Genomic DNA, 15,901 nt, shown 5'->3' with positions numbered 1-15,901 from the left:
CTGGATGGCAACTAACGCCTTATCCAGCCGACAGATCGTCCTGCCCTTGTTACAACCGCACCGAGTCGATATGCCAGATGTTTTCGGCGTACTCTTTGATCGTCCTGTCCGACGAGAAGTAGCCCATGTTGGCGATATTAATCATCGACTTGGTGGTCCACTCTTCCGGGTGGCGATACAGTTCGTCAACCTTATCCTGGCAGTCAACGTAGCTGCGATAATCCGCCAGAACCTGATAGTGGTCGCCAAAGTTGATCAGCGAGTCAACCAGGTCACGATAGCGCCCCGGCTCCTCAGGACTGAATACACCGCTGCCAATCTGCGTCAGCACCTGGTGCAGCTCTTCGTCTGTCTCGTAATACTCACGCGGCTTGTAGCCCTGGCTGCGTAAGGCTTCGACCTCTTCCGCCGTATTACCAAAGATAAAGATATTTTCTGCGCCCACATGCTCCAGCATCTCGACGTTGGCACCGTCCAGCGTCCCAATGGTCAGCGCACCGTTGAGGGCAAACTTCATATTACTGGTACCAGAGGCTTCGGTCCCGGCCAGCGAAATCTGCTCAGACAGGTCGGCAGCAGGAATAATCACCTGCGCCAGGCTGACGCTGTAGTTAGGAATAAACACCACTTTCAGCTTGTCACCAATTTGCGGATCGTTGTTGATCACTTTCGCGACGTCGTTGATCAGGTGAATGATGTGCTTCGCCATGTAATAGGCCGAAGCCGCTTTACCGGCGAAGATATTCACGCGCGGCACCCACTCGGCGTCAGGATCGGCCTTAATACGGTTGTAGCGGGTGATCACATGCAGCACGTTCATCAACTGCCGTTTGTATTCGTGAATACGCTTGATCTGCACATCAAACAGCGATTTCGGGTTCACCACCACGTTAAGCTGCTGGGCAATGAGCGTTGCCAGACGTTTTTTATTCTCCAGTTTCGCACGGCGCACCGCCTGATTTACCAGCGGGTAATCGCAGTGCTGTTCAAGCTCGCTTAGCTGGCTGAGATCGGTTCGCCAGGTGCGGCCAATGTTCTCATCCAGTACCTCAGAGAGCGATGGGTTAGCCAGCGCCAACCAGCGGCGCGGCGTCACGCCGTTGGTGACGTTACAGAAGCGAGTCGGGAAAATCTTCGCAAAGTCAGCAAACAGCGACTGCACCATCAGGTTGGAGTGCAGCTCAGAAACGCCGTTAACCTTGTGGCTCACCACCACTGCGAGCCATGCCATACGCACCCGGCGGCCGTTGGATTCATCGATAATCGACGTCCGTCCCAGCAGACTGGTATCGTTCGGATACTGTTCCTGCAACGTCTTCAGGAAGTAGTCGTTAATCTCAAAGATGATTTGCAGATGGCGCGGCAGAATTTTGCCCAGCATATCGACAGGCCAGGTCTCCAGCGCTTCGCTCATCAAGGTGTGGTTGGTATACGAGAAGACCTGGCAGCAGACCTCAAACGCATTATCCCAACTGAATTTGTGCTCATCGATCAGCAGACGCATCAGCTCAGGAATCGACAGTACCGGATGGGTGTCGTTGAGGTGAATGGCGATCTTATCTGCCAGGTTGTCGTAGGTTTTGTGCAGTTGATAATGACGGTTCAGGATGTCCTGCACCGTGGAGGAGACCAGAAAATACTCCTGGCGCAAACGCAGCTCGCGTCCTGAATAGGTGGAGTCATCCGGATACAGCACGCGGGAGACGTTCTCGGAGTGGTTTTTATCTTCCACCGCCGCAAAGTAGTCGCCCTGGTTAAATTTACCGAGGTTGATTTCGCTACTGGCCTGGGCATTCCACAAGCGCAGCGTATTGGTGGCGTCTGTGTCATAACCGGGAATAATTTGGTCGTAGGCTACCGCGAGGATCTCTTCAGTTTCTATCCAGCGCGTTTTCTTGCCTTCCTGCTGAATACGCCCGCCAAAGCGCACTTTGTAGCGCGTATTGTGGCGTTTGAATTCCCACGGGTTACCGTATTCCAGCCAGTAGTCCGGTGACTCTTTCTGTCGGCCATCAACAATGTTCTGTTTGAACATGCCGTAGTCATAACGAATACCGTAGCCGCGTCCCGGCAGACCCAACGTTGCCAGTGAGTCCAGGAAGCAGGCCGCCAGGCGCCCGAGGCCACCGTTGCCAAGACCAGGGTCGTTTTCTTCATCGATCAGATCTTCAAGATCCAACCCCATACCTTCCAGCGCATTTTTGACATCGTCATAAATACCCAACGATAACAGTGCATTGGAAAGTGTGCGGCCAATCAGAAACTCCATTGACAGATAATAAACCTGTCGAGTTTCCTGGGATAATTGCGCACGGTTAGAACGCAGCCAGCGCTCCACGAGACGATCGCGCACCGCGAACAACGTGGCGTTCAGCCACTCATGTTTATTGGCAATGACCGGGTCTTTACCAATCGTGAACATCAGCTTGTAGGCGATAGAATGCTTAAGTGCCTCTACGCTGAGTGTGGGCGATGCATAAGTAAATGGAGCATTCATATAGGTGATTCCTGGATATCTATTTCAAACGATAGTAAAGCTCACGGTATGACTTCGCCGCGACTTGCCAGCTAAAATCCATGGTCATGGCCTGACGTTGTACAAACCGCCACAGCGAAGGCCGGGACCACAATACGAAAGCACGCCGAATCGCGCGTAGCAGCGACCAGGCATTACTATCTTCAAATACAAACCCACTGGCGATACCATCCGCCAGGTTTTCCAGCGAACTGTCAGAGACCGTATCAGCCAGCCCACCGGTGCGCCGCACCAGCGGCAGCGTGCCGTACTTCAGTCCATACAACTGCGTTAAGCCACACGGCTCAAAACGGCTGGGGACCAATATAACGTCGGCCCCACCCATGATGCGGTGCGAGAAGGCTTCGTGATAGCCAATCTGTACGCCCACCTGTCCAGGATGTTCCGCCGCCGCGGCGAGGAAACCTTCCTGTAAAACCGGATCGCCCGCACCAAGCAATGCCAGCTGTCCACCCTGCTCTAACAACCCCGGTAGCGCTTCCAGTACCAGATCCAGCCCTTTCTGACTGGTCAGGCGGCTGACTACGGCAAATAGCGGCACTTTGTCGTTAACCTTAAGTCCCATCGCGATCTGTAGCTGGCGTTTGTTCTCCGCTTTCTCTTCCAGCGTTTCACGCGTATACCGCGACGCCAGCAGCAGATCGGTTTCCGGGCTCCAGATTTTTTCATCAACGCCGTTCAGCACACCGGAAAGACGTCCTTCACGATGACGCTGCTGCAACAGACCTTCCATGCCGTAGGCAAACTGCGGCTCGGTAATTTCCCGCGCGTAGGTCGGACTGACCGCCGTAATGTGGTCGGCGTAGTACAACCCGGCCTTCAGGAAAGAAATCTGCCCGTTAAACTCCAGTCCGTGCACGTTAAAGAACGACCATGGCAATTGGATGTCATCCATATGCTTTGCATAAAACATGCCTTGATACGCCAGGTTGTGCACGGTGAACACCGATTTCGCCGGATGGCCGCGCGCCGCCAGATACGCCGGGGCCAGACCGGCATGCCAGTCGTGCGCATGCACCACATCCGGGCGCCAGAATGGGTCAAAGCCACAGGCCATTTCACTGCCGACCCAACCCAGCAGCGCAAAACGCAGCACGTTATCGGTATATGCAAACAGGTTAGTATCGTGATACGGGCTACCGGGACGGTCATAGAGATGCGGCGCGTCAATCAGGTAAATGCCCACACCGTTGAAATGCCCGAACAGCAGCGTAATACGTCCGGCGAAGGTATCGCGACGCGTCACTACCTGCGCATCGGGAATGCCGCGACGGATATCAGGAAACGCCGGGAGCAGCACGCGGGCATCCACACCGTCCGCGATTTGCGCTGCGGGTAACGCCCCAATAACATCCGCCAGTCCCCCGGTTTTTAACAAAGGGAACATCTCTGAACAAACGTGTAAAACCTGCATTATCGCTCCTGTTTGATCTGCAGTTTGCGCAGCATTTCACGCGTGACCAGTACAATACCTTCCTCTGAACGGTAGAAACGACGTGCATCTTCTTCCGCGTTTTCACCAATCACCATGCCTTCAGGAATAACGCAGGCGCGGTCGATAATGCAACGACGTAAGCGGCACGAACGTCCCACCCACACTTCAGGTAACAACACTGCCGAATCAATGTTACAGAATGAATTCACCCGCACTCGCGGGAACAGAACGGACTGCACTACCACCGAACCAGAAATAATACAGCCGCCGGAGACCAGCGAGTTCAGCGTCATTCCGTGGCTACCGGAACGGTCCTGAACAAATTTCGCCGGCGGCAGTGATTCCATATGCGTACGGATTGGCCAGTCCTGGTCGTACATATCCAGTTCAGGCGTCACCGAAGCCAGATCGAGGTTTGCTTTCCAGTAGGCTTCCAGCGTTCCCACATCGCGCCAGTACGGCTCGGATTCCGGGTCAGACTGTACGCAGGACAATGGGAATGGATGTGCATATGCCATGCCAGCTTCGGTGATTTTCGGGATGATGTCTTTGCCAAAATCGTGACTGGATTTTTCATCGAGGTCATCTTCCGCCAGCAGTTCATACAGATAATCGGCGTCGAAGATGTAGATCCCCATACTGGCAAGCGATTTGGTCGGATCATTAGGCATCGCTGGCGGGTTGGCAGGTTTTTCAACGAACTCGATAATTTTATCGGTGTCGTCCACGTCCATTACGCCAAACGCGCTGGCCTCTTCAATAGGCACTGGCATACAGGCCACTGTGCAACGCGCGCCTTTCTCAACGTGGTCGATCAGCATGCGTGAGTAGTCCTGCTTATAAATATGATCGCCCGCGAGGATCACCACATATTCCGCTTTATAGCGTCGAATGATGTCCAGGTTTTGGGTCACCGCATCCGCCGTACCGCGATACCAGTTTTCACCCTGCATCCTCTGCTGGGCAGGCAGCAGATCGACGAACTCGTTCATCTCTTCACTAAAGAACGACCAGCCGCGCTGAATATGCTGCACCAGCGTGTGTGACTGGTACTGAGTGATCACGCCGATACGGCGGATCCCAGAATTAAGACAGTTGGATAAGGCAAAATCGATAATGCGGAACTTACCGCCAAAGTGCACGGCAGGCTTGGCACGCTTATTGGTTAAATCTTTCAGGCGAGTACCGCGGCCACCGGCCAGGATCAGGGCAACAGATTTTAATGGCAGCTGGCGCGCCAACATTACACGATCGTTCTTCTCTAAACTTACCATGACTAACTCCTTTTTATCTTCTCTGGAACACACACAGTCCGTGCGCAGGTCCCTGCCAGACCGCCGTAAGCACCGGATTATCCTCTCCGGCAAATGGGGGAATGGCGTGCCATTCCCCTTCAGGTAAAACGATATCTGTCACCTCAAGCGTGGCGTTTATTGCAATCAGGAAACGATCTGAAAGCAGGATTTGCATCTGCCTCGGGCCGTTATGCCACTCATCCGCACTTAAGGGTTGTGCGTACTTATTCAGCCAACGAACATTGCCATCGCCCTCTTCCCACCAGCAATCGCCTGTTAATGCAGGTATTTGCCGGCGCAGATGAATCAACGCGGCGGTAAATGTGGTTAGCCCACTGTTTGCCTGCTGCCAGTCCAGCCAGGTTAAGGCGTTATCCTGGCAGTAAGCGTTATTATTACCGTGCTGGCTATGACCATGCTCATCACCCGCCAGCAGCATCGGCGTCCCCTGGGAGAGCAACAGCGTGGTTAACAGCGCATGAATGCTGTCGCGCCGCCGCTCAATCAGGTCCAGCGAGCCGCCTAATCCTTCTTTACCATGATTGTCACTGTAGTTATTGCTAGTGCCGTCGCGATTTTCCTCACCATTCGCTTCATTGTGCTTATTTGTGAAGCAAACGCAGTCGCGTAGCGTAAAACCGTCATGCGCGGTCACCAGATTGACCGTGGCGCTGGGATTGCGGCCCGGGCGTTTAAACACGTCGCTGGATGCGGCAAAACGTCCGGCAAACTCGCCCAACGAGAGATTACGCTGGAGCCAAAAACGTCGCGTTGCATCGCGGAAATGGTCATTCCACTCGGCAAACGGCGGGGGGAAATTCCCCACCTGATACCCGCCTTCACCAATATCCCACGGTTCCGCAATCAGCTTGGCGCGTGAGAGCAGCGGACAGTTTTGGATCGCGGTAAACAGCGGAGCATCCTGACGAAACTCAGGCGTACGCCCCATGACGGAAGCCAAATCAAAACGAAAACCATCCACATGGCAGGTTTCAACCCAGTAGCGCAGGCACTCGCATGCGTATTCCACAACGCCAGGATGGCTCAGATTGATGGTGTTCCCACAACCGGTCCAGTTGTAGTAATCGCCATCATCTCTGATCCAATAATAGCTACGGTTATCAATTCCGCGCAGCGAGAAGACAGGTCCTTCGAGATCCAGCTCGGCGCTGTGGTTTAAAACGATGTCGAGAATGACCTCAATACCCGCTTTATGCAGCGCTTTTACCGCGTCGCGAAACTCATCAAGCGCACTCTCCGGCGAGCTGGCATAGGCCGGATGCAGCGCATACATCGCCACCGGGTTGTAGCCCCAGTAGTTTGACAGGCCCAGTCGCTGAAGCCGCGGTTCGCTGGCGAAATGCGCCACCGGTAACAGCTCCAGCGCGGTAATGCCGAGGCGCTTGAAATAGTCGATCATCACCGGATGACCCAGCGCTTTGTAGGTCCCGCGCATCTCTTCCGGCAGGTCAGGATGCAAATACGTCAGCCCTTTGACATGCGCTTCGTAAATTACGGTATTGCCCCACGGCGTGCGCGGCGGGGCATCATCCTCCCAGTCATAATGGTCGGACACCACCACGCCCTTCAGCGCGATGGCGGCATTATCATGATGATCCGGTTCATTCAGCCCACCGTGCAGCAGTGGGTTATCTTTTAACTCGCCATCCACCCGACGCGCGCAAGGGTCAAGCAGCAGTTTCGCCGGATTAAACCGGTGGCCCTGCTGCGGTTGCCATGGGCCATGGACGCGATAGCCATAGCGTAGACCGGGACGGGCGTTGGCCAGATAGCCGTGCCAGACATCGCCGCTACGCCCCGGCAGGTCGTAGCGGAGTTCGCAGCCTTGCTCATCGAATACGCATAATTCAACGCGTTCAGCGTGGGCCGAAAAGAGGGTGAAATTGACGCCATGGCCGTCATACGTTGCACCATGGGGGGTGGCGTTGCCGGTTGCCAGTTGCGTCATTATCCCTCCCGCACCAGCCAGATCGTTGCCAGCGGTGGCAACGTCAGGCTCAGTGAGTGCTGACGACCATGACTGGCGATTTCATCGCTGTGCACCGCGCCGCCGTTACCGGTATTGCTACCGTGATAATGCATCGAGTCGGTATTGAGGATCTCGCGCCATTTGCCCGGCTGATTGATACCGAAGCGATAGCCGTGGCGAGGTACTGGCGTAAAGTTGCTGATAACAATGATTTCATTACCGACTTTGTCACGACGAACGAAAGCCAGCACCGAACGTTCTTTGTCATCTACCACCAGCCACTCGAAGCCATAGGCGTCAAAATCAAGCTCGTGCAGCGCTTTGTGATGACGATAAGTAAGGTTCAGATCGCGCACCAAACGCTGTACGCCGTGGTGCCAGTTATCGCCGCCTTCCAGCAGATGCCAGTCGAGGCTGGCGTCATGGTTCCACTCACGCCCCTGAGCAAACTCGTTGCCCATAAACAGCAGTTTCTTACCCGGGAAGGCCCACATCCAGCCGTAGTAGGCGCGCAGGTTGGCAAACTTCTGCCATGCGTCCCCCGGCATGCGATCGAGAATTGATTTTTTACCGTGTACCACTTCATCGTGCGACAGCGGCAGGACAAAGTTTTCGGTGTAGTTGTACAGCATGCCGAAGGTCAGCTTATCGTGATGGAACTGACGATGAACCGGATCCAACTTCATGTAGTCCAGCGTGTCGTGCATCCAGCCGAGGTTCCACTTATACCAGAATCCTAAACCGCCCATATCCTGTGGCCTTGAAACGCCGGCAAAGTCGGTGGACTCTTCCGCCATGCTCACGGCCCCCGGCACCTGCTCGCCAAGAATACGGTTGGTATTGCGTAAAAACTCAATGGCTTCGAGGTTTTCACGACCGCCAAATTCGTTCGGGACCCACTCCCCTTCTTTACGGCTGTAGTCGCGATAAATCATCGACGCCACGGCATCTACGCGCAGCGCATCGATACCAAAACGTTCAATCCAGTACAGGGCATTGCCTACCAGATAGTTACTGACTTCACGGCGACCGTAGTTGTAGATCAGCGTGTTCCAGTCCTGGTGATACCCTTCGCGCGGGTCGCTGTGCTCATACAGATTGGTGCCATCAAACTCTGCCAGACCAAAGTCGTCCGACGGGAAATGGCCCGGCACCCAGTCGAGAATGACGTTCAGTCCAGCCTGATGCGCGGCATTCACAAAATAGCGGAAATCATCACGCGTCCCGAAACGACGGGTCGGCGCATACATACCGGTAGGTTGGTAGCCCCAGCTACCGTCGAACGGATGCTCATTAATCGGCAACAGTTCGAGATGGGTAAAGCCCATCCACTTGACGTAAGGCACCAGCTGATCCGCTAGTTCGCGGTAGCTCAGCCAGAAGTTGTTATCGGTATGACGACGCCATGAGCCCAGGTGCACTTCATAGATAGAGATCGGCGCATCAAACTGGTTGGCTTTTTTTCGCTCCTCGCTTTGCACCACTTTTTCCGGCAGACCGCAGATAAGCGACGCGGTTTCCGGGCGCATTTGCGCTTCGAAGGCGTAAGGGTCCGCTTTGATTCGCAGCTTACCGTTCGCATCGATCATCTCGTATTTATACAGTTGACCATGCTGCGCGCCGGGGATAAACAGCTCCCAGATACCGCTTTCTTTGCGCAGGCGCATCGGGTGGCGACGGCCATCCCAGTAGTTGAACTGCCCAACCACTGACACGCGTTGAGCGTTAGGCGCCCAGACGGAGAAGCGCGTACCGGTTACGCCATCCATGGTATCCGCATGCGCGCCCAGCGTTTCGTAAGGTCGCAAGTGCGTACCTTCAGATAACAGCCAGGCATCCATATCCTGGATCAGCGGGCCAAAACGATAAGGGTCATCAATCAGATTCTCCTGTCCATGCCAGACAACAGCTAACTGATAGCGAAAGAAATTTTTACGGCGGGGAAGTACAGCACAGAAAAAACCGCGAGAGTCGAGGCAGTCCAGCTTGCCGACTTTGCGTCCGGTTTTGGGTTCGATCACCCACACTTCGGTGGCGTCAGGTAATAGGGCGCGGACTTCAAGTCCAGCGTCAGTTTGGTGCATACCGAGTACGGAAAAAGGATCCGCAAAATGGCCTGCAATTAGCGCATTAATCACGTCTCTATCGATACGAACGGACATGGTTGTCATCCTGTTTTATGGTGTCACGCCTTCCAACTGATCTTCGACATCAGGTAGTGACACTTTTTTTGACCTGAACGGCGCAGCACAATTGTGCATCCTCTCTGCGTCGTCCCACCTTCAGGCAACAACTTAATACCTCCGGTACTAAGTCACCCTTAAAGAATAGCCAATGCTTTATCTTACTCCTGGTAAAAAATGAAACATCTGCGCTTACTCCTGTATTACGCAAAAAAATGGGTGACTCAGCACCCATTGTTAAAACACGCAATCCCTCTGCCGGAAAGCCGTATTGACTGATCCGGCCTGGTGGTTCGCGTCGTTTGTAGGCCTGATAAACGTGGCGTCATCAGGCAGTCCCACATTACGCCAACTGACGCAGCATACGGCGCAATGGCTCCGCAGCACCCCACAGCAACTGGTCGCCCACGGTAAAGGCTGACAGGAACTCCGGTCCCATATTCAGCTTACGCAGACGGCCTACTGGCGTGGTCAGCGTGCCGGTAACGGCCGCCGGGGTTAACTCACGCATGGTGATATCCCGATCGTTTGGCACGACTTTGGCCCACGGATTGTGCGCTGCCAGCAGTTCTTCCACGGTCGGAATAGACACATCTTTTTTCAGTTTAATGGTGAACGCCTGGCTGTGGCAGCGCAGCGCACCGACGCGCACGCACAGACCATCAACCGGGATCACGGAAGAGGTGTTAAGAATTTTGTTGGTTTCAGCCTGTCCCTTCCACTCTTCGCGGCTCTGACCGTTATCAAGTTGTTTGTCGATCCACGGAATCAGGCTACCGGCCAACGGTACGCCAAAGTTATCAACCGGCAGTTCACCGCTGCGGGACAGGGTCGTCACTTTACGTTCGATATCGAGAATAGCAGAGGAAGGGGTTGCCAGTTCATCGGCCACATGGCCATACAGATGACCCATCTGGGACAGCAGTTCGCGCATATGGCGCGCGCCGCCGCCGGAGGCCGCCTGATAGGTCGCCACAGAAACCCAGTCAACCAGGTCATTGGCAAACAGGCCACCGAGGGACATCAGCATCAGGCTAACGGTACAGTTACCGCCGACAAAGGTCTTAATACCTTTGTTCAGGCCGTCAGTGATGACATCCTGGTTAACCGGATCGAGAATGATGATGGCATCGTCTTTCATACGCAGCGAAGAGGCCGCGTCAACCCAGTAACCCTGCCAACCGCTTTCACGAAGCTTTGGATAGATTTCGTTGGTATAATCGCCGCCCTGACAGGTCACGATGATATCGAGCGCCTTCAGCGCATCCAGATCAAAAGCGTCCTGAAGCGTGCCGGTCGTGGTTCCACCGAATGTCGGTGCCGCCTGCCCGAGCTGGGAAGTAGAAAAGAAAACAGGGCGAATGGCGTCGAAGTCACGCTCCTCAACCATGCGTTGCATGAGAACAGAGCCGACCATACCGCGCCAGCCGATAAAACCAACATTTTTCATAGCGTTTTTTCCTGCAGAGATGTGTGCTGTGTATGCTAACCAGTATCCTACTGGCCTATCCTTCACCATACAAAAAGCAGCCAAAGTCGCAAGTGAAATTAATCAATGATAGCGAAGCCATCAGTAATGCGACTTATCCCGCTGCGCAAGCAAGCAGAAAGTCCGCAGTAATTATCAGGGAATTTGAGTTATGAATGAAATCATTTCAGCGGCAGTTTTATTGATCCTTATTATGGATCCGCTCGGAAATCTGCCCATTTTCATGTCCGTATTGAAACATACCGAACCCAAACGCCGCCGCGCGATTATGATTCGCGAGCTGTTTATTGCACTGTTGGTGATGCTGATATTCCTGTTTGCGGGCGAGAAAATACTGGCATTTCTTAACCTGCGCGCGGAAACCGTTTCGATCTCCGGGGGCATCATTTTGTTCCTGATCGCCATTAAGATGATTTTCCCCAGCGCCACCGGGAATAGCACCGGGCTTCCGGCAGGCGAAGAGCCGTTTATCGTGCCGCTGGCGATTCCGCTGGTAGCCGGTCCGACAATCCTGGCTTCATTAATGCTGTTGTCGCATCAATACCCTAATCAGATGGGGCATCTGGTGATTGCTCTGCTGATCGCCTGGGGTGGTACTTTTGTGATTTTGCTGCAGTCGTCGCTGTTTTTGCGTCTGCTGGGCGAGAAAGGGGTTAACGCACTGGAGCGCCTGATGGGGCTGATTCTGGTGATGATGGCTACCCAGATGTTCCTCGACGGCGTACGGATGTGGATGAAGGGGTAATCTCTCCTTTTTGGCTCAGATAGCATGTTACCCGGAGAACAGTTCCGTTCACGTTATGCTCATTGCTTCTCTGAGATCTCGTCACCAGTGAACGTGTTAAGGGGGCTACGTGTGTACTGAACCCCTTAACAATCCAGGCTCTCCGGCACCGCTGTAATTTCAGGTATTCCTTACGCTTTTAACTCGCTGAAAAAACGTATTTTCATTTCTGCGAGGTGCCTTCCGGAATGCCCTCTTGTCAGCATCGCGGATTGGCATTATCTTCTCGCTGCACCTGCAAAATCAGGTGCCAGGATTGGTCCCCTGATTACCTCATTCGCGATAAAATTCACTTTTGTCGTGCGACCAGCTACACCTCAATGGTGGGCTGGACGGTGGCGTCGTAAGACGCGCCGGTATCCAATGAGGCCGGTAGGACCAACTCCGTTCAGCCCGCCACCAAAAGGTTGGTCCCTTAGGTGGCGGTAAAATTTGACTCATTGGAGGCTGCCCTATGGCGACTACCCCTCTCTTTTCACACTCTTTATTTACCCTGCCCTTTAGCCCTGCCACGGATTTCACCGAACTGGCGGATAACTGCGAGCGTTTTGTCGAAGGGCTGGTTGAATGCCATGACCCGGTTGAAAAACTGGCGATTTGTGCACGTCTGTCGGCCTGTCTCGCGTTATTGCAACCGACCTTAACGGAGCCTGTACCGCAGCATCTGCAAGCGAGCCTGACGGTAGAAACATTCCCGACCCGTTTTCCCCTTTTCGAGCCGGAACCAGACCAGATGGGGCGCTACTGTCAGTTATTAACGCACCTGCTGATGAGTAAAACGCTGTCTGACGAGATGGAACGAGTGACGGGTGACTTACTGCAGGATCTGGTGGGCTATTTCGCCGATACGCTAAAAGCGCCGCGCTGGCTGAAAACAGAAGAAGGGCTGGTCGTGCTATAAAAAAGCCGGGTAGCGCTTGCGCTTACCCGGCCTACGGTGTGGATGTGTGCTCGTTTCCAGGCCCGGTAAGCGTAAGCGCCACCGGGCAATGCCATCAGCTCAACAGCTGAAAGGCAATCATACCGACAATCGCACCGACCGTGCCGAGGATGGTTTCCATCATCGTCCAGGTCTTCAGCGTTTGCGCTTCGGTCGCACCGGTAAATTTACCGAACAACCAGAAACCAGCGTCGTTAACGTGGCTGACCACGATAGAGCCGCCCGCGATACAGATAGACAGTGCCGCCATCTGGGCACCGGAGTAGTTCAGTTGCTCAATCACCGGCATCACCAGACCGACCGCCGTTAAGCAGGCCACAGTCGCGGAACCCTGAATGATACGCACCGCCGCCGCCAGCACGAAGCAGGTGATGGCAATCGGCAGACCCATACCGGTTAACGCTTCGCCCAGCGCCGGACCGACGCCAGAATCAACCAGAACCTGTTTGAACACACCGCCCGCACCAATCACCAGCAGAATAATCCCCGCCGGCTGCAGCGCATGACCACAGATCTCCATCACGCGGTCTTTTGGCATGCCCTGGCGCACCGCCAGACCGTAAATCGCCACCAGACAGGCAACCAGAATCGCGGTAAACGGGTGACCGATAAACTCGAACCATTCATAGGTTGTAGAACCGACCGGAACAAAGCGTGCGGCGATGGTTTTCAGCCCCACCAGAACCAGCGGCAGCAGGATAAGCGATAAGCTGAAGCCAAAGGATGGCATTTTGCCTTCGCCCAAATGCGGCTCGGAAATATCTTCCGGTACGTGCAGCTCGACGTAACGGCTGATGAAATTCCCCCACAGCGGCCCGGCGATAATCATGCCCGGAATCGCGGCACACAGGCCAATCAGGATCATCCAGCCAAAGTCGGCGTGCATCTGAGAGGCCAGCAGCATCGGCGCAGGCCCAGGCAGCAGAAATGCCGCAGCAGCCGCTACGCCCGCAAACAGCGGGATCACAAGCTTAACCAGGTTTGTCCCCGTATGGCGCGCCATTGAGAATGCCACGCTAATCAGCAGCACAATCGCCACCTCAAAGAATAGCGGCAGCGCGCAAATCAGACCGGCCAGGCCAATCGCATAATGTGCGCGGCTGTGACCGAAGGATTTCAGCATTTTGACGGCAATCTGATCGACAGCTCCGGTCTCATGCAAAATCTTGCCGAACATCGCCCCCAGCGCCACAACAATCGCCAGGAAACCGAGCGTGCCTCCCATCCCTTTTTCCATGGTCGCCGCGATTTTATCGAGCGGCATACCGGAAAAGAGACCTGCACCAATGGATACCACCATCAAAGCAACGAAGGCGTGCATACGCGCCTTCATCACTAAAAACAGCAGTAATAAAACGGACCCTACTGCTGTTAAAACAAGCGTTAATGTACTCACTACTTACTGCCCTGGTTAATAACCTCAATGGTGCTGGCGACCACACCGTCCAGTGGTTGATCGATATCGACCACCAGTACATCGTTTTCATTCGCACCCGGTTCTTCCAGCGCTTCAAACTGGGTCACCAGCATCTGCGTTTTGAAGAAGTGACCTTTACGCGCTTTCAGGCGGCTTTCGATAACGTCAAAATCCCCTTTCAGATAGATGAATGAGAGGTTCGGGTTACCGTCGCGTAGCTGGTCACGATAGACTTTTTTCAGGGCGGAACAGACGATCAGCGAAACCTTGTTGGTACGCTGCATCGCAAAGGCGGCGTCATTCAACGCCTGTAACCACGGTTTGCGGTCGTCATCGTTGAGTGGCTCACCGGAAGCCATTTTCATGATGTTGCTGCGCGGATGGAGAAAATCGCCATCAAGAAACGCGGCCTGCAGTTGATGCGCCACTTCGCTGGCGACAGCAGATTTACCGCTGCCCGATACGCCCATCAGAACGTAAACGTGGTGATCATGATTAGTCGTGCTCAAAGCGTTGCCCCCACTGGTACAAGAATCAGGAAATTGTTACGGGTAACTGTTATCGGTAACATTGTCCAGCCGGATAAATAGAGAAGCAATATCCATTCGTGCTCGAAGTGTATAAGTGTGAGCTACTTCAAACTTGTTGGCTTAAATAGATCCGCCCGGTGACAAGGTGAAACCTAAATCTAACATTTTAGGTGTGACGGCTTCACCGCGGATGCGCGCCAGCAGACGTTCTGCGCCAATGCTGCCCATGCGTTCACGCGGCGTGAGCACGCTCGCCAGACGCGGCTCCATCACCTGCCCGATGTCGTGACCGTGGAATCCGGCAATCGCCATGTCATCAGGGATTTTCAGCCCTAAACGCTGGCATTCGAAGGCCGCCCCTACCGCCAGGTCATCGTTGGTACAAAAGACACCATCGAGCTGCGGGTATTCACGCCGCGCCTGACGGATAAGTTCAATACCGGAGGAGTAGGAAGAAGACTGCTCCACCATCACGCTGTACGGCACCAGGTCGGCATCGCGCATTGCCTGCTCGTAGCCTCTCTGTTTGATGATAGTACGTTCATCAAGGCGTGCGCCAAGATAGGCAACATGACGGTGCCCGCGGGCGATGATAGCGGCTGTCATCTGACGCGCGGCTTCGAAGTTGTCGAAGCCCACGGCAATATCAAGGCATGGGGATTGGCTGTCCATCAGCTCAACCACCGGGATACCGGCAACCTCAATCATTTTCAGCGTACGGGGCGTATGGCTACGTTCGGTGAGGATCAGGCCATCAATATTCCACGACAGCATTGATTCCAGACGCTCTTGTTCCATCTCAGGCTTATAGCCGTAGTGCGCCAGCATGGTTTGATAACCATGAGCGTCAGTGACAGCCTCAATGCCGCGTAGCACTTCAGCAAAAACCTGGTTGGTGAGAGACGGTAACAGCACGCCGATAGCGCGGCTGGTGGCGTTAGAAAGGATATCAGGAGCGCGATTGGGAATATAACCCAGCTCATCAAGTGCAGCGGCAATTTTGCCCCGCAGCGCCACGGAGACCTGCTCCGGGTTACGCAAAAAGCGGCTGACCGTCATTTTGGTCACGCCCACGCGGTCGGCTACATCCTGAAGTACGGGTCTTTTCTTTTTCATCGTCCTGAAGCGTTAAAAAGGGATAGATTCCCCCAGTTTACCACGGACGTGCGTGAACCTTCGCAGAGAAAAAAAGGAGTTTTTTATTGTGAGAAATACACAAAATCATTCGAGTTGCATCAAGGCGGCGACGCAGTAAATCCCCGGGAGCGTACATTAAGTACGCGACCGGGGTGAGCGAGGAAA

11 protein-coding genes are annotated in these 15,901 nt (G+C 54.2%); 2 read left to right on the top strand and 9 right to left on the bottom strand.

Going from position 1 to position 15,901, the window contains the following annotated elements; all coding sequences use genetic code 11:
• Positions 1-49: 49 nt before the first annotated feature.
• The 6 genes from glgP to asd all read right to left on the bottom strand — a co-directional run bounded on the left by glgP (position 50) and on the right by asd (position 10,889).
• Positions 50-2,497 carry a glycogen phosphorylase gene (gene glgP / locus HV311_RS01605; RefSeq protein WP_191220640.1) on the bottom strand — a complete coding sequence of 816 codons (2,448 nt, stop codon included), beginning with the start codon at positions 2,495-2,497 and terminating at the stop codon, positions 50-52.
• 19 nt (positions 2,498-2,516) lie between these two features.
• Positions 2,517-3,950: a glycogen synthase GlgA gene (gene glgA / locus HV311_RS01600; protein WP_016154814.1), complete on the bottom strand. Its 1,434-nt coding sequence runs from the start codon at positions 3,948-3,950 to the stop codon at positions 2,517-2,519.
• The gene (gene glgC / locus HV311_RS01595) at positions 3,950-5,245 is read right to left on the bottom strand and encodes a glucose-1-phosphate adenylyltransferase (RefSeq protein WP_016154815.1); all 1,296 of its coding nucleotides are present in this window, start codon (positions 5,243-5,245) and stop codon (positions 3,950-3,952) included. The genes glgA and glgC overlap by 1 nt, the downstream gene beginning before the upstream one ends.
• A gap of 13 nt (positions 5,246-5,258) precedes the next feature.
• On the bottom strand, positions 5,259-7,235 hold the full coding sequence (gene glgX, locus HV311_RS01590) for a glycogen debranching protein GlgX (protein ID WP_049040644.1): 1,977 nt from the start codon (positions 7,233-7,235) through the stop codon (positions 5,259-5,261).
• Positions 7,235-9,418, bottom strand: coding sequence for a 1,4-alpha-glucan branching enzyme (gene glgB, locus HV311_RS01585; RefSeq protein WP_016154817.1), 2,184 nt, complete (start codon positions 9,416-9,418; stop codon positions 7,235-7,237). Before glgB ends, glgX begins: the two co-directional genes overlap by 1 nt.
• A 364-nt stretch (positions 9,419-9,782) precedes the next feature.
• A complete protein-coding gene (gene asd, locus HV311_RS01580) occupies positions 9,783-10,889 on the bottom strand; it encodes an aspartate-semialdehyde dehydrogenase (RefSeq protein WP_191220639.1) in 1,107 nt (368 codons plus the stop codon).
• A gap of 190 nt (positions 10,890-11,079) precedes the next feature.
• Here asd and yhgN point away from each other — a divergent pair, with 190 nt between their 5' ends.
• Both yhgN and HV311_RS01570 read left to right on the top strand, forming a co-directional pair.
• On the top strand, positions 11,080-11,673 hold the full coding sequence (yhgN, locus tag HV311_RS01575) for an NAAT family transporter YhgN (protein WP_003023480.1): 594 nt from the start codon (positions 11,080-11,082) through the stop codon (positions 11,671-11,673).
• Positions 11,674-12,166: 493 nt separating this feature from the next.
• Entirely contained in the window at positions 12,167-12,613 is a 447-nt protein-coding gene (locus HV311_RS01570) for a hypothetical protein (protein ID WP_181633148.1), read from the top strand.
• A gap of 94 nt (positions 12,614-12,707) precedes the next feature.
• On the opposite strand, the gene gntU is transcribed toward HV311_RS01570, so the two are convergent.
• From gntU to gntR, 3 genes are all read right to left on the bottom strand, one after another.
• Positions 12,708-14,048 (bottom strand): gluconate transporter, encoded by a 1,341-nt coding sequence (gene gntU, locus HV311_RS01565; protein WP_016154820.1) that lies wholly within the window; start codon positions 14,046-14,048, stop codon positions 12,708-12,710.
• The gene (gene gntK / locus HV311_RS01560) at positions 14,048-14,578 is read right to left on the bottom strand and encodes a gluconokinase (RefSeq protein WP_003023475.1); all 531 of its coding nucleotides are present in this window, start codon (positions 14,576-14,578) and stop codon (positions 14,048-14,050) included. Before gntK ends, gntU begins: the two co-directional genes overlap by 1 nt.
• Before the next feature lie 141 nt (positions 14,579-14,719).
• Positions 14,720-15,715, bottom strand: a complete 996-nt coding sequence (gntR, locus tag HV311_RS01555; RefSeq protein ID WP_016157654.1) for a gluconate operon transcriptional repressor GntR — start codon at positions 15,713-15,715, stop codon at positions 14,720-14,722.
• Between the last annotated feature and the right edge of the window lie 186 nt (positions 15,716-15,901).

It is taken from the genome of Citrobacter sp. RHBSTW-00881 (assembly GCF_013728515.1).
In the GTDB taxonomy this organism is placed as follows: domain Bacteria; phylum Pseudomonadota; class Gammaproteobacteria; order Enterobacterales; family Enterobacteriaceae; genus Citrobacter; species Citrobacter braakii.
The sequence above is the reverse complement of the archived record's forward strand: the minus strand, read 5'-3'. Positions and strand labels throughout refer to the sequence as shown.

Coding starts and splice junctions, on each gene's coding strand:
- glgP (WP_191220640.1), bottom strand. CDS start 2,497: ATGAATGCTCCATTTACTTATGCATCGCCCACACTCAGCGTAGAGGCA.
- glgA (WP_016154814.1), bottom strand. CDS start 3,950: ATGCAGGTTTTACACGTTTGTTCAGAGATGTTCCCTTTGTTAAAAACC.
- glgC (WP_016154815.1), bottom strand. CDS start 5,245: ATGGTAAGTTTAGAGAAGAACGATCGTGTAATGTTGGCGCGCCAGCTG.
- glgX (WP_049040644.1), bottom strand. CDS start 7,235: ATGACGCAACTGGCAACCGGCAACGCCACCCCCCATGGTGCAACGTAT.
- glgB (WP_016154817.1), bottom strand. CDS start 9,418: ATGTCCGTTCGTATCGATAGAGACGTGATTAATGCGCTAATTGCAGGC.
- asd (WP_191220639.1), bottom strand. CDS start 10,889: ATGAAAAATGTTGGTTTTATCGGCTGGCGCGGTATGGTCGGCTCTGTT.
- yhgN (WP_003023480.1), top strand. CDS start 11,080: ATGAATGAAATCATTTCAGCGGCAGTTTTATTGATCCTTATTATGGAT.
- HV311_RS01570 (WP_181633148.1), top strand. CDS start 12,167: ATGGCGACTACCCCTCTCTTTTCACACTCTTTATTTACCCTGCCCTTT.
- gntR (WP_016157654.1), bottom strand. CDS start 15,715: ATGAAAAAGAAAAGACCCGTACTTCAGGATGTAGCCGACCGCGTGGGC.